The sequence below is a fragment of the Spirillospora sp. NPDC000708 genome (genome assembly GCF_040299565.1).
Taxonomy (GTDB): domain Bacteria; phylum Actinomycetota; class Actinomycetes; order Streptosporangiales; family Streptosporangiaceae; genus Spirillospora.
Map to the genome: position 1 here is coordinate 35,143 of NZ_JBEPCJ010000012.1, position 21,485 is coordinate 56,627.

Consider the following 21,485-nt stretch of genomic DNA (forward strand, 5'->3'; position numbering starts at 1 on the left):
GAAACGCACTGGTCGAAGCGGTTTTGTGGGGCTCCGCCGTGGAAAAGGCGGCGATCGGCCACCCCGGGCGTGGTCGTCGCGATCGATCGTGGGGAGGATGATCGGAGGGGGTGGTGCGATGGGCGAGGCGGGAGGAGCGGCGTGACCCGGTGCGAGGCGGCCCCGCCCGGCGCGCGCGGGCAGGGGCGCGGGCGCGCGGCGTCGGGCGCGCGCGAGATCGCCGCGGGGCTGGTCGTGCTGGCGGTGTACCTGGCGTTCACGCACGCGTTCGCGGGGGACCGGGCCGTCAGCGACGCCCACGGCCGGTCGCTGCTGGAGCTGGAGCGCTGGGCGCACCTGGACGCCGGGCACGGGCTCAACGGCGTGCTGGTCCGGCACGGGTGGCTCGGCGCGCTGGCCGCGTGGGAGTACGCGACGACGTACGTGCTCGCCACCTTCGGGTTCCTCGGCTACCTGTGGTGGCGGCGGAGCCCGGCCTACCCGTGGGCCCGCAACACGCTGATCTGGATCACCCTGATCGCGATCTGCTGCTTCGCGGTGTGGCCCTCGACCCCGCCGCGGCTGCTGCCCGGCGAGGGGTACACCGACATCATCGCGCTGCACCATCCGCCCGCCACCTGGGGGACCGGCGCGGTCTCGGCCGGCGCCAACCCGTACGCGGCGATGCCCAGCCTGCACATCGGCTGGGTGGCGTGGATCGGCGCCACCGCCGTCCGCGCCCGCTGCGGCGCCGTCGTCGCCTGGCTGTGCGCCCTGCACCTGGTGGTCACCGGCCTGGTGATCGTCGCGACCGCCGCGCACTACGTGGTGGACATCCCGGGCGGCCTGCTGCTGATCCCGGCCGCGGCGGGCGCCGAGGCGCTGCGCGCGAGGCTCGTGCGGCGGCGGGGCGCGTCCGGCGCGTCGCCCCCGTCCGGCGAGAGCGCGGAGGCGCCGCAGGTCGTCGGGGGCGTCGCGGAGTTCAGCGGGCCCGGCCCGACGGCCGTGCGTGTGCGCGCGCTGCTGGCCGAGCGGCTCCCGGACCTGCCGCGCCTCACCCGCCGGCTCCGGCGGCCCGGCCCGGCGGGACGGGCGCGCTGGGAGGACGCCGGCGAGATCGACCTGGCCTGGCACGTCCGGGAGTCCGCGCTGCCCGCGCCGGGCGACCGCCGCGCCCGGGACGCCCTGGTCGCGCGGCTGGTCGCGGAACCGTTCGGCGCCGACCGCCCGCCGTGGCGGCTCCACCTGGTCCGCGGCGGCGGGACGGCACCGGACGCCGTGGTCGTCCTGCTCCACCGCGCCCTCGTGGACGGCGGCGGCCCCTTCGACGTGCTGCGCGGCATCCTCGACCCGGCCGGGGACGCCCCCGCGCCCGGCCGGGCCGCGGTGCTGCCGGCGCCCGCGCCGCCCGCCCTCGCGGAACCCCCCGCGATCACCGGTCCGGCCGTCCCCCGGCACGGTTTCGGGACCGCCACGCTGCCGCTGGCCCGGGTCCGCGAGGTCGCCCGCGCCGCCGGCGTCCGGGTCACCGGCCTGCTGGCCGCTCTGACCGGCGACGCCGCAGCCGAGGCCGTTGCGGAGGCCGCCGCGGAGAAGAGCACAGCGCCGCCGGGCGCGTGGACTCTGCGCGTCGCCGTCCCGCCGGAGCCGTCCGGGACGGCCCCGGGACCCGCCGCCGCGCTCGACGGCCCCCGCGGGGCTCGCCGGCTGGACGTCCCCGTCGACGGCCGCCCCTTACGGGAACGGCTCGCGGACATGCGCCGGACGGCCGGGGAGCGGCCCGGTCCGCCCGCCGGCCCGGCCCCGTTCGCCGGCGCCGTCCTCGCGAACCTGCGAGGCCCCTCCGGCCCGCTGGCGCTGGCCGGAGCGCCGCTCGGCGCCCTCCACCCGATCCTGACGCCCGCCGGCGGCGTCCCGATAGCGGTCGGCGCGCTGAGCCGGGGCGGGGCGCTGCACGTCTCCGTGACCGCCGACACGCGGGCGCTGCCCGGCGCGGACCGGTTCGCCGGCGGCCTGCTGCGGGCGTTCGAGAAGCTCGCGGCCGAGTTGGGCGTCGACGCCGATCCCGGCCGCAGCGGCGCGCAGACCGGAACGCCTTGATGGCGTGGTCGGCCGCGTTCAGCGTGCTGGCGGCGCTGCTGTTCGCGGGGGCCGCCGCGCTGCAGTACCGGGCGGCGCGCCGCGCCGTGGGCGAGGGCAAGGGCCGCGTCCCCGCCGTCCAGCTGATCGGCGCGCTGCTGCGCGACCCGGTGTGGCTGGCGGGCTGGGCCTCGAACCTCGGCGGGTTCATGAGCCAGGCCGCCGCCCTGCACCTGGGCTCCACCGCGCTCGTCCAGCCGCTGCTGGTCACCCAGTTGGTGTTCACCATCCTGCTCGGCGCCGCCGTGCTCGGCCGCCGCCCGGCCCGCGGCGACCTGGTCGGCGGGATCGCCGTCACGGCGGGCCTGGCGGTGCTGTTCACCGTGCCCGGCGCGATCCCCTCGCAGGGCGAGCCGTCCCGGCCCCGGCTGATCCTCGCCGGGCTGGTCGCCGTCCCGTTCGTGCTGGCGCTGTCGCGCGCCGCGAACATCCGCCGCGGGACGGTCCGGGCCGTGCTGCTCGGGATCTGCTCCGGGCTGATGTTCGCGGCGACCGCCGTGCTCATCAAGCTCACCACCGCCGACCTGGTCGAGCGCGGCGTCGCCGCCACGGCGCTCGACTGGCCCGGGTACGCGCTCGCCGGGTCCACGCTGCTCGGCCTCGTGCTGGAGCAGAAGGCGTTCGCCGCCGGATCGCTGCCCGCCGCGATGACCGCGATGACGATGACCAACCCCGTCGCGTCCTACGTGCTGGCCGTCTTCGCCTTCCACACGCAGCCGCCGCGGTCGCTGTCGGCGTTCGCCGCGGTCGCGCTGAGCGCGGTCCTGCTCACCGCCGGGGTGACCGTCCTGTCGCACTCCCAGTCCGCGCCGGGCCGCGCCGACGAACCCGCCGCGCCCTGACTCGGACGGTTCCCGCCCTCCTCCGCCCGCGAAATGCGATCTTCGTAGAACCTTCCGGACCTTTCGGAGGTCCAAGCGGGTGTCGGTCCCCTCCCGGAAGGACTCCTGTGATCTCCAGACGCGCGCTGCTGATCGGCGGCCTCGGCGGGCTCGGCGCCTTCGCGGCGGCCGGCGGGACCGGTTACGCCCTGGTCGAGAACGACGTCCTGCCCGGCAGGGTCCGCCTCGCCGAGGCGCTCGGCAGGTGCGGGAACGTGCCCGCGCCGCCCGCCGCGTCCACCGCCGTCCGGCGGATCGCCTGGCGCTCGGCGCGCCGCCGCACCGACGTCACCGCGACCGTCGTCCTGCCCGCCGCGACCACGTCCCTGCGCGGCCTCCCGGTCGCCGTGGCCCTGCACGGCAGCGGCGGCGACGGCGCGTCCGCCGTCCGGTCCCTCGCGCTGGACCGCTACCTCCCGGACGCGGTCGCGCGCGGCGGCGTCCCCCCGTTCGCGATCGTCGCCGTCGACGGCGGGCCCGACACCTACTGGCACGCCCGCGCGGACGGCGACGACCCCCTCGGCATGATCGTCGACGAGCTGCTGCCGCGGCTGCGCGGGCAGGGCGCCCGCACCGGCCGGATCGGGGCCATCGGCTGGTCGATGGGCGGCTACGGCGCGCTCGTGCTGGCGCGCAGGCTGGGCGCCCCTCGGACGGCCGCCGTGGTCGCCTCGTCCCCGGCCCTGTTCGCCTCCTACGAGGACGCGCGCCGCACCAACGCGCGGTCCTTCGACGGCGCCGCCGACTTCGCCCGCAACGACGTCTTCCCCGCCCTGGACGCGCTGAAGGGCGTCCCGATCCGCGTCGACTGCGGCACGAGCGACCCGTTCGCGCCGATGGTCCGCAAGCTGCGCGGGCGGATCCATCCGGAGGGGTCCATGGGCGGCGGATGCCACGACGGCGGCTTCTGGCGTCCCCGCCTCCCGGCGCAGCTCGCGTTCCTCGGCCACCACCTCGCCGGAACCTAGCCGCCCGCCGGGCGCTGAGCGGTCGGCGGTCGGGATCGGGAGGACGGGCGGGAGGGGTCAGGCGGGCTCCTCCGCGCGCCCGGACCGCACCAGCCAGCTCAGCATCAGCATCACGTCGAGCCGGCCGTCGAGGTCGGTGAACCGGCCGCCGGTCAGCTCCGCGATGCGCCGCAGCCGGTACCGGACGGTCTGCTCGTGGATGTGCAGCCGCTCCGCCGCGACCACGGCGTTGTCGCCGGACTGCAGGTAGGTCAGCAGCGTCTCGGCGAGCGGCTGCCGGCGCGCCGGCGCCAGGTCGAGCAGCGGGCCGAGCACGGCCCCGGCGGTCGCGCCGACCAGCTCCTCCGCCGCCAGCGTGGCCAGCGAGGCGATGTGCTCGGCGCACCGGACCGGCTCCCCGCCGGGGAGCAGGCCCCGCTCGACGAGCGTCAGCGCGTGCCGCGCCCACCGCAGCGACACCGCGCCCTGCGTGAGCGGCACCGTCGGCCCGATCGCGGCGGTGCCGAGCCGGCGCAGCGCCGGCCACAGCCGGTCCTGCCCCGGCCCCTCCGGGTCGGGGACGACCAGGAACGGGACGGGCGCGTCCCACGCGGCCAGCACCGCCGGCGGCAGGATCCGCGCGCCCGCGGGAGCCCCGGCGGGCAGCGCGACCAGCCCGACGCTGCGCGGCGGGTCCCAGCGCGCCGCGACCGCCAGCTCGGTGATCGCCTCGTGCCCGGGCGACGGCTCGGCGACCAGCGCGTCCCGCAGCCGCTCGCGGCGCTGCTCCCGCTCGGTCGCCAGCTGCCCCTGCTCGCGGGCGTAGCCCTGCGCCGCCGCGTCGGCGACGCGCGCCACCAGCATGAACAGCGAGTCGGTCAGCCGGCCCAGCGTCTCCCGCGACCAGCCGAGCCGGTAGGCGTCCTTGATGAAGCGGCGGCAGGCGATCTGGCTGCTCACCCGCATCGCGTTCTGCAGCGGCTCCAGCCCGCGCCCCTGCCGGGCCTCCTGCTCGCCGAGGCGCATGTACAGCTCGGTCAGGTGCCGCGCGTCGGCGTCCGGGTGGTCGACGGAGTCGACGAAGAACGCGACCGTCTCGCTGACCGTCCGCTCGACCCGCAGGGCGTACGCGCCGCCGCCGTCGCCGGCGTACTCGGGCACCTGGTCGCGGATCTCCCGCTCCATCTCCTCGACGGCGGCCTGCAGGTGCTGGCGCAGCAGGTCGGGCAGCTCGGCGGGCATCGACCCTTGTGCCATCCGGTGTCCGTTCGGCAGGGGACTGACCATGGAGCCTCCCTCCGGAGGGGGGACCGGCCTCACCCTAGGCAAGAAAGTGACCGCTGTCACCATCAGGTGCACTAGGGGTGAAGACGGGTGTCGGGGTGGAGATAGTCGGAATCCTCCTGTAATGCGTATCACGTGCCCCGGTGGCCCCGGCCCTCCCCCCGGCGGCTAGGACACGGCGGGTTCGGGCAGCGGCGCGGGCGGCTCCGCGGGAGGCTCGGGCGCGCGGGGCCTGCGGCGGGTCAGCCGGCGGCCGAGATCCTGCGCCGGGCGCTCGACGTAGCGGTGCGCCAGGCCGGCGGCGACGAGGACGGCGGCCAGCAGCACGCCCTCCCAGGCCAGCCGCACCCCCAGCGGCATGGCGTCGCGCTCCCCGGCGACCCGCCAGACCGTCTGGACGATCACCGGGTGCAGCAGGTAGACCGAGTAGCTGACGAGCCCGAGCCACATCAGCGCCCGGGGCATCCGGCGGTGCCGCAGGGCCAGGCCGCCGAGGAAGGTCAGCCAGGCGGCGGCCACGCCGATCGACCAGTCGACGCCGAGCGACTGGGAGTAGCCGTCCGCGGCCCAGGTCGTGGGCGGGCGCAGGCCCGCCAGCAGGGTCAGGACCGGGACGAGGGCGACCATCGCGGCGGCAGGCCTCGCCGGCATCCGGCCGTCCTGGATGCCGCGCACCGCCGTCCCGGCGAACATCGTGGCGATGATGCACAGGCTCTCGACGCCGCCGATCCGGCTGTCCAGGACGAGCAGCGTCAGCGCGAGCGCCGCGACGATCGCGACGCCCGCGCGGCGCATCGCCGGACGGCCGCTGACCATGGCCGCGATGCCGGCCGCGAGGGCGAACGCCGCGACCATCGGGGTCGCGCCCGGCCAGTGGGTGGCCAGCAGCCCGGACGGCAGCGAGACGCCGAGCATCGCGGCGGCCACGCCGAAGCCGAGCGAGACGCGGGCGCTCGCGCCCTTCACACCCGCGATGAACATCGCCGTGATGAGCAGGTAGAACACCATCTCGTAGGACAGCGTCCAGAAGACGTTGACGACGTTCGGCACGCCGAGCAGGTCCTGCAGCATCGTCAGGTGCGCGATCGCGGAGATCCACGGGCGGTCGCCGAGCCCGTTCGGCAGCCCCCAGGACACGCCGGTCACGCCGAGCGCGAGCATGAGCCCGACGGACACGAACCAGGCCGGGTAGAGCCGGAACAGCCGGCCGACCCAGAACGCGCGGACGCTGCCCCGCCGGACCAGCGAGAACGGCACGACGTAGCCGCTGATCAGGAAGAACAGGAAGACCCCGTACCGCCCGAAGTCGAACCACGGGCTCACGTTCCGGCGGACCTCGGGGAGCAGCACGTCCAGGGAGTGCTCGAACACCACCACTAACGCGGCCAGGCCCCGCAGGGCGTCGAGCCAGCCCATCCGGGACGCCGTGGCCGCCGGCGCGCCGTTCGCCTTCGTTTCCGTGGTGAGAGTGTTCGTCGGCATCCGGGCCACCCTAGGGGCCGCGCCTCCGCGTTCTCCACAGACCCCCTGAACATCACCTGAACGCCGCGTGTCGGGGAACCGGCCCCGGAACCCGCCGTCCGGGGCTAGGAGCGGACGCCGACGCCCGCGTACAGGATCGCCGCTCCGTCCGCCGAGGGCGGGGTCCCGGCGCGCCACCGCCCGGCGGGCACGAGGCCGGGGGGAAGCGGCGTGAACGGCCCGAACAGCCGCTCGATCTCGCGGACGCCGCGGGGCAGCAGCGGGCCGGCGCCCGCCGCCGCGTACCGCCGGGCCGCCTCGGCGACCGCCGCCGGCGCGTGGTCGGCGGTGGCGTGCGAGACGACGAGCGCGCTGCCCGGCGGCGCCGCGGCGCCGAGCGCGGCGAGCGGGACGAGCGGGTCCGGGAGGAGGTGCAGGACGGAGGAGAACACCAGCGCCACCGGCTCGGCCGGGTCGATCAGCCGCCGCACCTGCGGGGCGGCCAGGATCGCGGCCGGGTCGCGCAGGTCGGCGTGGAGCGCGGCGATGTTGCCGCCCTCGACCAGCAGCGCGCGGGCGTGCGCGATCACCAGCGGGTCGGCGTCGACGTAGACGACGCGGGGGCCGGCCGCGTGCCGCGCGGCCATCTGGTGCAGGTTGTCGCCGGCGGGCAGGCCGCAGCCGAGGTCGAGGAACTGCCGGATGCCGCGCTCGGCGCAGGCGCGGACCGCGCGGGCGAGGAACGCCCGGCCGTCGCGGGCGGCGTCCGCCGCCTGCGGCAGGACGTCCAGGACCTGGCGGGCGAGGTCGCGGTCGGCGGCGTAGTTGTCCTTGCCGCCGAGGAGGTGGTCGTGCACGCGGGACGAGGCGGGCCGGTGCAGGGCGAGCGCGGTACCGCCGGACGCCGGGACGGCGGTCGTCCCGGCGGGCCCGGACGACCGGGCGGGTGACGGCCCGGCCGCCGGGGCCTCGGTGCTCACGGCGCGCAGGCTCATGGCCGCGCCGTCCCGGCCTGGAACCCGGACCGGACGGGAGCGGTGCGGCGGCGCGTGCGGGACGGCGGGCGGGACGGCGTCATGGGCGCTTCACCAATCGTGGGGCGGCGTACCCTTCGACGGTAGGCCGCGTGGGCCGGGCCGGCGCGGCCGTGCCCGCCGGTCCGGCCGGAAAACGCCCCCGGCGTGGCCGCATGGGGTCAAGCGCGTTTGGCGGTGATCTCCGTCTCACGGGCGCGGGGGCGACGGGCATCAGGAGCGCGGCGAAACGGCGGACCGTCACCGGCCCGCCACGCACGCCGGGACCGCCCTCGCGGAGCTGGCCGTTTCCGGCCATGACAGCGGCTTAACCGAAGGTGCGCCCGAGTGTCGGGATTCGGTCAGCCGCCGTCCGGATCCCGCCACATCAGCCACACCGGCGGGCAGCCCCGGCCCGGCATGGCGAGCTCCCGCGTCACCCGGAACCCGAACCTCTCGTAGTACGGGACGTTCCCTCTTCTCGTTTGTCAAGGGTTCTTTGGACGCTGCGATACGCGTCCTCGACGGGACCATCCCCGCAGGCGCGGGGCCGCCCGCAGCCCCGCGGGCTACTACTACCTGATCAAGGAACCATCGCCGCAGGCGCGGGGCCGACAGGGGCCGCGTGATGGCCAACGATCGGGCCCGGGAACCATCCCCGCAGGCGCGGCGCCGACGTGGCGCGGGCCGAACATCTGGCGTGGCAGGACGAACCATCCCCGCAGGCGCGGGGCCGACCACACCGCAGTGCGGCTGTGCGGGCCGGCGCCCGAACCATCCCCGCAGGCGCGAGGCCGACAACAAGACCGAGGCGTACCGCCCCGAGGCGAAGGAACCATCCCCGCGGGCGCGGGGCCGACCGGCGCTGTGCCTGACCTCGGGATACGTGCTGGGAACCATCCCCGCAGGCGCTGGGCCGACCAGATCTGCCCGTCCCGCATGACGACGAGGCGGGAACCATCCCCGCAGGCGCGGGGCCGACATCCCTCGCCGCCTCGTCGTCGAGGACAAGACGGACCATCCCCGCGGGCGCGGGGCCGACCGCTCTCACCTGCGCCCGCGCCCACCGGCCGCCGGACCATCCCCGCGGGCGCAGGGCTGACATCGCCTGCATCAGCAGCTTGGCGTCGGCCCGCGAACCTTGCCGCGCACGGGGCCGACGAGTTCCGGACAGGCAGCTGACCGCCGTGACGGAACCATCCCCGCGGGCGCGGGGCCGACGCCTCCCCCGCGCTGGGTGGCGCCCACCCGACCGAACCATCCCCGTAGGTGTGGGGCCGACGTTCGCAGCTGGCTCGCCTGCGTGGAGATCCAGGGACCATCCCCGCGTGCGCGGGGCCGACATCGAACGCTTTACGTTCACGTTGGTTGTGGGGGAACCATCCCCGCGTGCGCGGGGCTGACATCATCGACCGGTTCACCAAGGGCTCCAAGAGCGAACCATCGCCGCGTGCGGGGCCGACAAGACCGCCGGGTGCGCCGTCGCCGTCGGCTGGGAACCATCCCCGCGTGCGCGGGGCCGACTTCCGCGAGATCGAGTCCCGCGCCAAGCAGACCGAACCATCCCCGCGCGTGCCGGGCCGACGGGAGCAGGCGCTTGCGCCGGCTCTTGCACCAGGAACCATCCCCGCGCGTGCGGCCGACTGGGCGTGCACGGCCAGCCAGGCGGCGTACTGCGAACCATCCCCGCGCGTGCGGGGCCGACTCAGGAACACCCCTCCCGGCGGTCTGGAAGACAGAACCATCCCCGCGCGTGCGGGGCCGAGGAGTGGCGGGTGGGGGCGGCGGGCCCCAGTGCCGGAGCTATCCCCGCGCGTGCGGGGCCGACCCGCAGTGCGGACGGGGAACCAGGCTAGGGGCCGCCGCCGACGGCAGCGAGGCCTCGTTCTCGTTCTGGGGTCCATCCCCGCAGGTGCGGGGCCGACCCCCTACAGGGGTGCGGAGCTCGTACGGTACGGGACCCATCGCGCAGGCGCGGGGCCGACGCGGCGGCGGCCGCCGCTGGGGCGATGCAGCGCGGACCATCCTGCCGGCGCGGGGCCGACCACCCTCCGCTTCACCTCCTGGCGCAACATCAAGGAACCATCCCCGCAGGCGCGGGGCCGACGGCGTCTCCAGGTACTCCGGGGAGCCGGTGCCGGGACCATCCCGCAGGCGCGGGGCCGACCTGGCCGCCGGCGAGGTGGACGCGGCCCGCGAGAGACCATCCCCGCAGGCGCGGGGCCGACATGCTTCTCCGCCCCGTCGAGATGTTCTTCCTCGAACCATCCCCGCAGGCGCGGGGCCGACCGCGGGGTCGACGTCGATGGACCCGCCGAACGCGAACCATCCCCGCAGGCGCGGGGCCGACGCGCGAGTCGGGGTAGACGAGGATGCCGATCTGGAACCATCCCCGCAGGCGCGGGGCCGACCTCGCGACCGCGTGGAAGGGCCTCACCGGCGCGGAACCATCCCCGCAGGCGCGGGGCCGACCCGGGCGACGCCGCGTCCGGGCGGCCCACAGCGGACCACCCCCGCAGGCGCGGGGCCGACGAGGGGAACGAGGACGCCACCGTCGTGGCCGGGGGACCATCCCCGCAGGCGCGGGGCCGACTACAGCGTCTACCCGCTCCCCTTCACCGACGACGAACCATCCCCGCAGGCGCGGGGCCGACGCCCTGTACCTCGCCGTCGCCTACTCGACGGGGGAACCATCCCTGCAGGCGCGCGGGGCCGACCAGGGCACCCCACCCCCCACGGAGGAACCCCCAGAACCATCCCCGCAGGCGCGGGGCCGACCCGGGGATGTCGCCGCCGTGCAGCCAGACGATGGAACCATCCCCGCAGGCGCGGGGCCGACGTCTTGGCGGGGAGAGCCACGCCGTAGCTGGTCGAACCATCCCCCAGGCGCGGGGCCGACCCGCCGCCGCCGTAGAACCCCGTCTGGCTGGCGGAACCATCCCCGCAGGCGCGGGGCCGACCACGGGCGGCTCGATCGGGCCGGCGGTCATCACGAACCATCCCCGCAGGCGCGGGGCCGACCCCGGCCAGTCGACGTGCCCGGCGGCCTCGGGGGAACCATCCCCGCAGGCGCGGGGCCGACGCTACGTCACCAGCGACGAGGCGCGTGCGCGTGGAACCATCCCCGCAGGCGCGGGGCCGAGACGGCGCGGGCATACCTGCGGGCCTGCCGGACGGAACCATCCCCGCAGGCGCGGGGCCGACATCGACGCGGGGGAGTACGGCCCCGGGGACCGCGAACCATCCCCGCAGGCGCGGGGCCGACTGCCCCCTGGCTTAAGCCGGGCGGCCCCCTCGAGAACCATCCCCGTAGGCGCGGGGCCGACTGGAACATCGTCGGGGGTCGACCACCAGTCGACGGACCATTCCCGCAGGCGCGGGGCCGACCGGGACAGCTCCATCACGACGGAGATCCTAGGCGGACCATCCCCGCAGGCGCGGGACCGACTGCCACGGCCACAGCGTGTACCCGGTGGACCGCGAACCATCCCCGCAGGCGCGCGGCCGAGATCAGCTTCTTCGTGCGCTCGTCCTCGCGCAGCGAACCATCCCCGCAGACGCGGGGCCGACCTCGGAATGTATGCCGAGACGCTGTGTCAGCAGGGACCATCCCCGCAGGCGCGGGGCCGACGCGATGTGGAAATCCGCCATGACCCGCGTCTGCGGACCATTCCCGCAGACGCGGGGCCGAACGGTCAGATGATGATCCAGGAGGACGTGACGCCGGGACGATCCCCGCAGGCGCGGGGCCGACCAGGGGCATGCCGGGCGGCATGTGGAGACGCCAGGACCATCCCCGCAGGCGCGGGCCGACTGACAACCGCCATACCTGTGGGCACGTCCCTCGGACCATCCCCGCAGGCGCGGGGCCGACGCGTCCTCGTCGGGGGCCGAGCGCCCGCCATCCCCGCGGGCGCGGGGCCGACGAAACGTCGCGCGGGTCGTCGTCGCGGTCGTTCGAACCATGCCCGCAGGCGCGGGGCCGACTTGCGCATCCAGTTGGTGACGCGGAGCTGGTCGGAACCATCCCCGCAGCCGCGGAGCCGACAGACGGCGGGGCGCACGGTACGACGCGCAAAGCGAACCATCCCCGCAGGCGTGGGGCCGACGGACCTAGACGAGGCCACGGGCGTCGTCAAGGCGAACCATCCCCGCAGGTGCGGGGCCGACATGAGGCACCTGGCGCTGCTGTACGGCGACCTCGAACCATCCCCGCAGGCGCGGGGCCGACGGCATGGTGCCCTGGCACCCCGACTCGCCGAGCGAACCATCCCCGGCAGGCGGGGGGCCGACCCGCCGCCGGGCGAAGAACTCGACCTGCGCCGGGAACCATCCCTTCAGGCGCGGGGCCGACTTGCCCTGCGATGCGGCGGTGGTCTGGAGCTGTGAACCATTCCCCGCAGGCGCGGGCCCGACTGGCTTGCGGTCTGGTGGAGCGTCTTGCCTATCGGACCATCCCCGAGGCGCGGGGCCGACTCGACGCTCAGCCTGCGCAGCAGGTCGTCGACGGAACCATCCCCGCAGGCGCGGGGCCGACTGCCAGGAGCCCCCGGTCCACGGAGCCATCGGATGGATCATCCCCGCAGGCGCTTGGCCGACGTGAAAAGGTCCAGCCAGGTGTGGCGCGGGTACGGACCATCCCCGCAGGCGCGGGGCCGACTCCATCGGCCGCGTGAAGTGCTGCCCGTCGCCGGGACCATCCCCGCAGGCGCGGGGCCGACCCGTACCGCCCGGACCGCGCCGTGCAGAGAGAGGGACCATCCCCGCAGGCGCGGGGCCGACCGCCCCGTCGGGGTCGTGGTGTCGATGCCCTGCGGACCATCCCCGCAGGCGCGGGGCCGACCCGTTGCCGCACCTGCCGCACAGCCCGGCGATGGGACCATCCCCGCAGGCGCGGGGCCGACCGGACGACGGTGGACATCTCCGAGAAGATGCTCGGACCATCCCCGCAGGCGCGGGGCCGACAAGTAGGACGAGGCCGGGGTGGTTAGCGAGGAGGGACCATCCCCGCAGGCGCGGGGCCGACTTCACCGCCGCCGAGGCCCGCGCTCGGCGGCGGGGACCATCCCCGCAGGCGCGGGGCCGACGCCTCCGCCACACACGAGAACCCGCAATGCCCAGGACCATCCCCGCAGGCGCGGGGCCGACCTGCTCGAGCTGCAGGACCGGGAGGGTCCCGGCGGACCATCCCCGCAGGCGCGGGGCCGACGGGTGGTGGGCTGCGGCCGTGCCAGGACCGGCAGGACCATCCCCGCAGGCGCGGGGCCGACATGGCGTCTACCGCCTTGCTGTACCACTCCTCAGGACCATCCCCGCAGGCGCGGGGCCGACCTGATCGCCTGCCGTCTGTCGGACGGGCATCTGGGACCATCCCCGCAGGCGCGGGGCCGACTGAGCCGGGGGCCGTCGTGCCAGGGTGACTTGGGGACCATCCCCGCAGGCGCGGGGCCGACGACTGGTGAGCCATAATCGGGTCATACTCGCGCGGACCATCCCCGCAGGCGCGGGGCCGACTCCGTCAGCACCCAGCCGGCGCGCACCTTCGGGGGACCATCCCCGCAGGCGCGGGGCCGACTGTCCGTCACCGACCCGCGCGGGCACCGCTGGAGGACCATCCCCGCAGGCGCGGGGCCGACAGCAGGGACACGACCTCGGTAGCGAACGCGCGGGGACCATCCCCGCAGGCGCGGGGCCGACGCGCCGGAGTCCAACGCGCCGAGGTCTGCCGTGGGACCATCCCCGCAGGCGCGGGGCCGACATGCCGTGCGCGCCGGCGGCCGCGTGGCAGCCGGGACCATCCCCGCAGGCGCGGGGCCGACGGGATCACCAGCTCTGCGGCCGGATCCTGGTAGGGACCATCCCCGCAGGCGCGGGGCCGACCGCGCGGACGTCGGCAGTGCGGCGCACGACATGGGACCATCCCCGCAGGCGCGGGGCCGACTGCCCGGCGTCGCGGGCCTGGCGCATCCGGCGCGGACCATCCCCGCAGGCGCGGGGCCGACGGCTGGAGCGACTCTCACCTAGACCACAGCGACGGACCATCCCCGCAGGCGCGGGGCCGACGGAACGGCTTCAGAGATGTCCGGGCCCTCCTCGGAACCATCCTCGCAGGCGCGGGGCCGACGGTTTCGCGGGCGAGACGTGCGCGGCGGCGGCCGAACCATCCCCGCAGGCGCGGGGCCGACTGCGGGCGGTCACGTGATCTCCATCAGGTCGGCGAACCATCCCCGCAGGTGCGGGCCAACCTGAGCGGACGGGGAGCGCCAGGCATGCCCCCGGGACCATCCCCGCGGGCGCGGTGCCGCCCCGTCTCGATGAACACAACGCCGTCCTCGAAGGGACCATCCCCAGGGGTGGGGCCAACGCCCTCGTCGTCCTGCGTCTGCTGCGCACCGGCGGACCATCTCTGCAGGCGCGGGGCCGACGTCTTCGGGAGCGGGCACACACCCGGCACAACCGAACCATCCCCGCATGCGCGGGGCCAATCCCATAGGGGACGAAGCTCCTATACCTGGGAGCGAACCATCCCCGCCGGCGCGGGGCCGACAGCACGTTCACCGAGCAGCTTTACGCCGTCGCGGAACCATTCCCGCGTGCGCGGGGCCGACGAGCCCTGCACGCTCGGCACCTGGTTGTAGGTGGAACCATCCCCGCGTGCGCGGGGCCGACCTCATCGAGGCCCCCAACGAGGACGAAACCAGCGAACCATCCCCGCGAGTGCGGGGCCGACACCAGCTACGGCGTTGACCTGTCCGTCAAGACCGAACCATCCCCGCGGGTGCGGGGCCGACCGCTTCGGTTCACCGCGGCGAGGGCGCTGTCACGAACTATCCCTGCAGGCGCGGGGCCGACGCGCAGCGTCCGCAGTTCCGCCAGCACGTCCGGGACCATCCTCACAGGCGCGGGGTCGACTCTGGTAGCGGTCGAGGTGCCGCCGTGTGAGAGGAACCATCCCCGCGTGTGCGTGGCGGGCTACCGCATCGCGGGCATGCTCGCGAAGACCTCGGAACCATCCCCGCGTGCGCGGGGCTGTCTTGCCCTGCCCCATCTGCCCGCCGACGACGAAGGAACCATCCCCGCAGGTGTGGGCCAACTCCTAACGGGCCGTTGTCGGTGTCGCGGGCGAGCGAACCATCCCTGCAGGCGCGGGGCCGACGCATGCAAGACGCCGTCCTCGGCGGCGGTGAGCGGACCATCCCCGCAGGCGCGGGGTCGAATTGCTGCCGCCCAGCCCCACCGACTCCTTCGCCGGTCCATCCCCGCAGGCGCGGGGCCGACCAAGACCCGAACACGCAGGCTCTCGCTGACTGGGGACCATCCCCGCAGGCGTGGGCCCGACTTCACCAGGCTCGTCGCCCAGCCGAGCACGGCCGGACCATCCCCGCAGGCGCGGGGCCGACCCCGCGATGCCGACGTGGCCGGGATCCACCCCGGGACCATCCCCGCGGGCGCGGGGCCGACAAGGTGGTCCGGCCGTGCTGGTCCCACCAGCCTGGACCATCCCCGTAGGCGCGGGGCCGACGTATCAGCGGAAAGCGGAGCGCGCCGCGGAACGGGGACCATCCCCGCCAGTGCGAGGCCGACGTCCTCGGGCCGGGCTACCACTACGGCGAGTGGGAACCATCCCGCGGGCGTGGGGCCAGCTTCTTGTGCAAAGCCACGACAGCGGCACGAGACGAACCATTCCCGCAGGCGCGGGACCGACCCCGCACCGTCCACATGATCCGAGCGAAGGGGCCTGGGACGGCTTCGCCACCGAACTCGCACTGGCAGAACCATCCTCGCAGGGGCGGGGCCGACAAGACCTACTCGGTCACCCTCAACCTGGCCGACGAACCATCCCCGCAGGCGCGGGGTCGACGACATGTACGCGCGCGGCGTCCGGGCGACGATGGAACCATCCCCGCATGCGCGGGGCCGACCGTACGAGCCCGCCGCCGGGCACGCCGACATCGAAACCATCCCCGCAGGTGCGGGCCAACCTGAGCGGACGGGGAGCGCCAGGCATGCCCCCGGGACCATCCCCGCGGGCGCGGTGCCGCCCCGTCTCGATGAACACAACGCCGTCCTCGAAGGGACCATCCCCAGGGGTGGGGCCAACGCCCTCGTCGTCCTGCGTCTGCTGCGCACCGGCGGACCATCTCTGCAGGCGCGGGGCCGACGTCTTCGGGAGCGGGCACACACCCGGCACCACCGAACCATCCCCGCATGCGCGGGGCCGACGTGTCGTCCAGGCCGAGCCCGTGCAGATGGTCAGACTCATCCCCGCAGGCGCAGGGCCGACTGGTCGCCGCCCTCGCAGGCGGGCACGAGACAGGAACCATCCCCGCAGGTGCAGGGCCGCCCCCTCCAGGTCCTGGGCCTCCGGTCCCACCAGGAACCATCCCAGCGTGTGCGGGCCGACGGCAAAGCGCTAGAGGACGTCGTGTCAGAAGCCGAACCATCCCCGCGGGCGCGGGGCCGACCCGTAGAACGCCTCCGCGAGCAGCAGCACCAGGGAACCATCCCCGCGGGCGCGGGGCCGACTCGTTCCCGCAGATCGACGACGAGTACAGGGTGGAACCATCCCCGCGGGCGGGGCCGACCATCGGATAGACGGCCCGGGCGGCCCCCCTCTCTCGAGAACCATCCCCGCGGGCGCGGGGCCGACGACGTGCGCTCCGTCCCGGACCTGTCGGCGAGCGAACCATCCCCGCAGGCGGGGGCCGACGGCGACACCGCCGGGGTCGGGCTGCCTGCTGGGGAACTATCCCCGCGGGCGCGGGGCCGACCCGTCTCCGGCCCGCACGCGCGCTCTCAGCGCGGAACCATCCTTGCGGGCGCGGGGCCGACATATTGCCGGGATCCGAAGAACCATCCCCGCGGGCGCGGGGCCGACTTCCCGGAGCCGAGCTTCGGGGCCTTGCCCTTCGAAGCATCCCCGCGGGCGCGGGGCCGACCCGCCCCGGGGGGAAGACGTGGACGCCGGAGGGACCATCCCCGCAGGCGCGGGGCCGACGACCTCAGGCACCTGTACGAGTGGCCGAAGGGGGAACCATCGCGCAGGCGCGGGCCGACGATCGGTACCAATGGGGCGAGCGGGACTCGAACGAACCATCGCCGCAGGCGCGGGGCCGACAGTCGAGGCGGCCGGCGACCAGCCAACCCGCCAGAACTATCCCCGCAGGCGCGGGGTCGACGTGATCTTGGCTGTGGCGGTCTGCTCGTACACCGAACCATCCCCGCAGGCGCGGGGCCGACCCGAGCCACCGGGCCAGAAGCGACCCGTCCTCGGAACCGTCCCCGCAGGCGCGGGGCCGACGCCCGCATTCCAAAAATGCGGCCACACCTCGACGAACCATCCCCGCAGGCGCGGGGCCGGCATGACGCCGGCGAGCTGGTCGCCGCCCAGCAGCGAACCATCCCCAATGCCCGAACCATCCCCGCCGGTCCGGGGCCGACCCGTTGGCATACTCCAGCGCTCCGGTCTCGCGGGAACCATCCCCGCAGACGCGGGGCCGACTGCTGGCTGCCCTTGGAGTAGGCCGCGATGTTCGGACCATCCCCGTAGACGGGGGCCGACCTGGCGCTCTGGCGAATGCCCAGCGGTCGGCTCGAACCGTCCCCGCAGGCGCGGGGCCGACGAACACGGGAAAGAGCTCGTCCAGGGCCTGCGGGGACCACCCACGCGGGCGCGAGGCCGACATCCCGCGGCCGCTCGCCTCCTCGATCATCGCGAACCATCCCCGCGCATGCGGGGCCGACAGGCCACCACGGTCGACCGTGAGCCGGTAGTCCGAACCATCCCGCGGGTGCGGGGCCGACGACGCCTACTTGCGACAGCTGCTCGCCGACATCCAACCATCCCTGCGTGTGCGGGGCTGACTTGCCCTGCCCCGACTGCCCGCCGGCGGCGAAGGGACCATCCCCGCAGGGGCGGGGCCGACGCCTCGAGGCGGGCCGCCCGGCTGACCTGGAGAGGACCATCCCTGCAGGTGCGGGGTCGACGTGCTCTCGCTGGAGCGGAACGCGCGCTCCGCGGGACCATCCCCGCAGGAGCGGGGCCGACCAGCGCGACCAACTTATCGACATGGCGATGAAGGAACCATCCCTGCAGGTGCGGGGCCGCCGCTGAGAGCGCTGACGACGGCGCCGTCGACGAAGAACTATCCCCGCAAGCGCGAGGCCGACCCGGGCGGCATCGTGGCGGTCGCCCCGGCGAAAGAGCCATGCCCACAAGCCCGGGGCCGATTCGCACGGTCACGCCGACCGTTCGAAGCGCGTGAACCATCCCCACAGGCGCGGGGCCTACTCTGGTGGCGGTCGAGGTGCCGCCGTGTGAGAGGAACCATCCCCGCCCGGGCAGGGCCGACTGCGCCTGGCCTTGCTTCCGATTCGCCTCACGCGAACCGTCCTCGCGGGCGCGGGGCCGACGTGGCAAGTATGAGGTTCAGACAACCGGCATGGGGGCCATCCCCGCGCGTGCGAGGCCGACCTGGGGTTCCCGGCGCTGCTACGCGGTGGCGGCGAACCATCCCCGCGCGTGCGGGGCCGACTCCATGCGGGCGGTGCCGCCGTGCTCGATCTTCGAACCATCCCCGCGTGCGCGGGGCCGACCTGCTAGGTCACGCTGTGCCGCGCCACGAGGTCGAACCACGCCCGCAGGCGCGGCGCCGTCGAGCCGGCCGCGGACGCGCCGTCCGGCCGCGCGGACCCATCCCTGCAGGCGCGGGGCCGACGTCGGCAGCGGCGCGAGCTGGTCGACGCGCTCCGAACCATCCCCGCGGGCGCGGGGCCGACGCGTCCGGGCACGTCCTCCTCGACTCCGGCGCGGGACCATCTCCGCGGGGGGCCGACTGATGCTCAGCGAAGTTGACGACGTGGAGGCAGGGACCATCCCCGCGGGCGCGGGCCGACATCGACCCGCTGGAGCCCGGCGACCCCCGCGTCGGACCATCCCCGCAGGCGCGGGGCCGAGAGGATCTGCCGGTCGAGGATGTCACCGAACAGAGAACCATCCCCGCAGGCGCGGGGCCGACTTTCCCGGATTCGCAATTTGTGAGCCGATCGCGGACCAACGATCGCCGCAGGCTCGGGGCCCGACCGGCGAGCCGCTCCGCTGTCGTCGAGCTGTCGCGGGCCATTCCCGCAGGCGCGGGGCCGACCGCCAGGTCGAACGCAAGCCGTCCCTGTCGCCGGGACCATCCCGCAGGCGCGGGGCCGACGCGGCCGCCGTGCGGGCGGCGTCGGCGATCCGGGAACCATCCCCGCGGGCGCGGGGCCGACTGCAGCTCATAGGGCGATCCGCGCCCACGTGACGAACCATCCCCGCAGGCGCGGGGCCGACGAGAAAACAGTGGCCGACCGCGTCACCACCGAAGGAGCATCCCCGCGGGCGCGGGGCCGCCGTCACAGAGGCGAACTTGGCGTCGGTGTAAGCCGAACCATCCCCGCAGGCGCGGGGCCGACTGGGACACCCCCGAGCTCAAGGTCGGCGGCGACGAACCATCCCCGCAGACGCGGGGCCGACGGCGGGCGTCGCGTCGGATTCTGAGTTGGCGGAGGACCATCCCCGCAGGGGGCCGACCGGAGCCACGTGAGTGCGATGTGCTCCTCGGCCGGACCATCCCCGCAAGCGCGGGGCCGACCTTGTCGTCCAGGTCCATGGCGCGGGTGAGGAGGGACCATCCCCGCAGGCGCGGGGCCGACGGCACCTCCCCCATCGGCACCACGCCCATGGGGGGACCATCCCCGCGGGCCGCGGCCGACCAGCTCGTTCCCAACCGCCCCGCGCTCGTCGACGGACCATCCCCGCCCGTGCGGGGTCGACCACCCGTACGGGGTGACCACGCTCCCCGACAAGGAACCATCCCCGCATGTGCGGGGCCGAGCTGCTTCAGCACAGCACGCTGATCGCGGGATCGGAACCATCCCCGCGCGTGCGGGGGCCGACTTGAGGGACTGTGCACGCCGCCGCGAGGACCCGGAGCCATCCCTGCGGGCGCGGGGCCGACGCCAGGAAGTGCGAGGCCGATGTACGACGAGAGAACCATCCCCGCGGGCGGGGTCAAGAGCGAGGTCGCCAGCGACGACACCGACTGGAGGGAATCATCCCCGCGCGTGCGGGGCCGACCGAGAGAACCCTTGCCCGGGGCCCTCACGACGGAACCATCCCTGCGCGTGCGGGGACGACGGCGAGGCGAACCCCGACGACTACCTGGTGTGGGAACCATCCCCGCGTGCGCGGGGCCGACGTCACGCTGCGCGCCAACGGGGAAGTAGACGCGGAACCATCCCCGCGTGTGCGGGGCCGACCAGCACCGTCCCACAAATCCCCACCCACCACCGGGACCATCCCCGCAGGCGCGGAGCCGACACGGTCACGGGGCCGACGTCCTCGTCCATCACCGAACCATCCCCGCAGGCGCGGGGCCGACCAGGAAAGCTCGCACAGGTTGCACTGGCCGTCAGAACCATCCCCGCGCGTGCGGGGCCGACCTGGCCACGCCGCATCACGTGGCGGGACGTCGTGAACCACCCCCGCGCGTGCGGGGCCGACTTCCGGTTGGCGTACCCCTGGTCAAGAGTCGCCGAACCATCCCCGCGGGGGCGGGGCCGACTCCAGCAGGCCAAGGGCACCGTTGGTGACCCACGGACCATCCCCGCAGGTGCGGGGCCGATAATGCGCAGGGCTTCAATGCGCAGGCTGACTGGGGACCATCCCTGCAGGCACGGGGCCCGACCTCCCGCACTACCGTCCGCCGCTTGATCGCGGACCATCCCTGCAGGTGCGGGGCCGGCCGATGGCCGTACGATCTGCCGAAGGCCATGCGTGAACCATCCCCGCAGGCGCGGGGACCGACGTCGCGAACGTATGCCGCAGGACGTGCATGCCGGGACAATTCCCCCAGGCGCGGGGCCGACGAGGAGGAGCTCGGTGGCGGCTTCGGCGGTGAGGACCATCCCCGCAGGTGCGGGGCCGACGAGTACGACCACCTGCCCCGCGACGAGGACGGGGGGCGATCCCCGCAGGTGCGGGGCCGACCGGGTGCAGGCTCTCCAGGCTCTCACCTGGAAGGGACCATCCCCGCAGGCGCGGGGCCGACGAAAGGGCCGGTCTCGGTAAAGGCCATCGGAGAGGGCCATCCCCGCAGGCGCGGGGCCGACCCCGGGGACCGGCTCGAACAGGGCCGTCATCTCGAACCACCCCTGCAGGAGCGGGGCCGACAAGCGGTGTGGTGAATGGAAGTTCCGCTGCTGCGGACCATCCCCGCAGGAGCGGGGCCGACAGTGGATCGAGCAGCGAGACGACATCGTCGCGCGGACCATCCCCGCAGGAGCGGGGCCGACTTGCTGTGCAAGCCGTGTAATGCCGCTCTCGGGGGACCATCCCCGCAGGCGCGGGGCAGACCGCCACGGGGTCGCCGTTGTGGACCGTCTTCTCGGACCATCCTCGCGGGCGCGGGGCCGACCAGGGCGGCGGCGACCATCGTGGGTGCGTTCATGGACCATCCCCGCGGGCGCGGGGCCGACATCGCCTGCATCAGCAGCTTGGCGTCGGCCCGCGAACCATGCCGCGGCACGGGGCCGACCAGTTCCGGTACGGGCAGCTGACCGCCGTGACGGAACCATCTCCGCAGGCGCGGGGTCGACGCCGGGGCCCCTCACGGAGAGGCTCACGACGGCGAACCAGCTCCGCAAGCGCTGAGCCGACAACGGCATCGTTAAGCGCGACTGCCAGGTGCCGGAACCACCCCGCAGGCGCGGGGCTGACGCCTCCATGCGCTCACAAGCAAGCGTGA

6 protein-coding genes and 2 CRISPR repeat arrays are annotated in these 21,485 nt (G+C 75.1%); of the genes, 3 read left to right on the plus strand and 3 right to left on the minus strand.

Going from position 1 to position 21,485, the window contains the following annotated elements; genetic code table 11:
* Nucleotides 1-141: 141 nt before the first annotated feature.
* The 3 genes from ABT299_RS11465 to ABT299_RS11475 all read left to right on the plus strand — a co-directional run bounded on the left by ABT299_RS11465 (nucleotide 142) and on the right by ABT299_RS11475 (nucleotide 3,967).
* Nucleotides 142-2,079: a bifunctional phosphatase PAP2/O-acyltransferase family protein gene (locus ABT299_RS11465; protein WP_500250600.1), complete on the plus strand. Its 1,938-nt coding sequence runs from the start codon at nucleotides 142-144 to the stop codon at nucleotides 2,077-2,079.
* Nucleotides 2,079-2,960 (plus strand): DMT family transporter, encoded by an 882-nt coding sequence (locus ABT299_RS11470; protein WP_500201457.1) that lies wholly within the window; start codon nucleotides 2,079-2,081, stop codon nucleotides 2,958-2,960. Before ABT299_RS11465 ends, ABT299_RS11470 begins: the two co-directional genes overlap by 1 nt.
* A gap of 107 nt (nucleotides 2,961-3,067) precedes the next feature.
* Nucleotides 3,068-3,967 carry an alpha/beta hydrolase gene (locus tag ABT299_RS11475; protein ID WP_500250601.1) on the plus strand — a complete coding sequence of 300 codons (900 nt, stop codon included), beginning with the start codon at nucleotides 3,068-3,070 and terminating at the stop codon, nucleotides 3,965-3,967.
* Nucleotides 3,968-4,024: 57 nt separating this feature from the next.
* Here ABT299_RS11475 and ABT299_RS11480 read toward each other — a convergent pair whose 3' ends face one another.
* From ABT299_RS11480 to ABT299_RS11490, 3 genes are all read right to left on the minus strand, one after another.
* A complete protein-coding gene (locus ABT299_RS11480) occupies nucleotides 4,025-5,233 on the minus strand; it encodes a PucR family transcriptional regulator (protein WP_241755363.1) in 1,209 nt (402 codons plus the stop codon).
* A gap of 165 nt (nucleotides 5,234-5,398) precedes the next feature.
* Nucleotides 5,399-6,712, minus strand: coding sequence for an acyltransferase family protein (locus ABT299_RS11485; protein WP_500250602.1), 1,314 nt, complete (start codon nucleotides 6,710-6,712; stop codon nucleotides 5,399-5,401).
* A gap of 104 nt (nucleotides 6,713-6,816) precedes the next feature.
* Entirely contained in the window at nucleotides 6,817-7,671 is an 855-nt protein-coding gene (locus tag ABT299_RS11490) for an SAM-dependent methyltransferase (RefSeq protein ID WP_190854168.1), read from the minus strand.
* Between the two features lie 4,542 nt (nucleotides 7,672-12,213).
* A CRISPR array of direct repeats spans nucleotides 12,214-13,889; the repeat unit is 28 nt; unit sequence GGACCATCCCCGCAGGCGCGGGGCCGAC.
* Between the two features lie 2,562 nt (nucleotides 13,890-16,451).
* A CRISPR array of direct repeats spans nucleotides 16,452-16,703; the repeat unit is 24 nt; unit sequence CATCCCCGCGGGCGCGGGGCCGAC.
* The last annotated feature ends 4,782 nt before the right edge of the window (nucleotides 16,704-21,485 follow it).

What these genes read in the sequence shown, in the direction of transcription:
- ABT299_RS11480 (WP_241755363.1), bottom strand. Translation starts at nt 5,233, where the DNA reads ATGGTCAGTCCCCTGCCGAACGGACACCGGATGGCACAAGGGTCGATG.
- ABT299_RS11470 (WP_500201457.1), top strand. Translation starts at nt 2,079, where the DNA reads ATGGCGTGGTCGGCCGCGTTCAGCGTGCTGGCGGCGCTGCTGTTCGCG.
- ABT299_RS11485 (WP_500250602.1), bottom strand. Translation starts at nt 6,712, where the DNA reads ATGCCGACGAACACTCTCACCACGGAAACGAAGGCGAACGGCGCGCCG.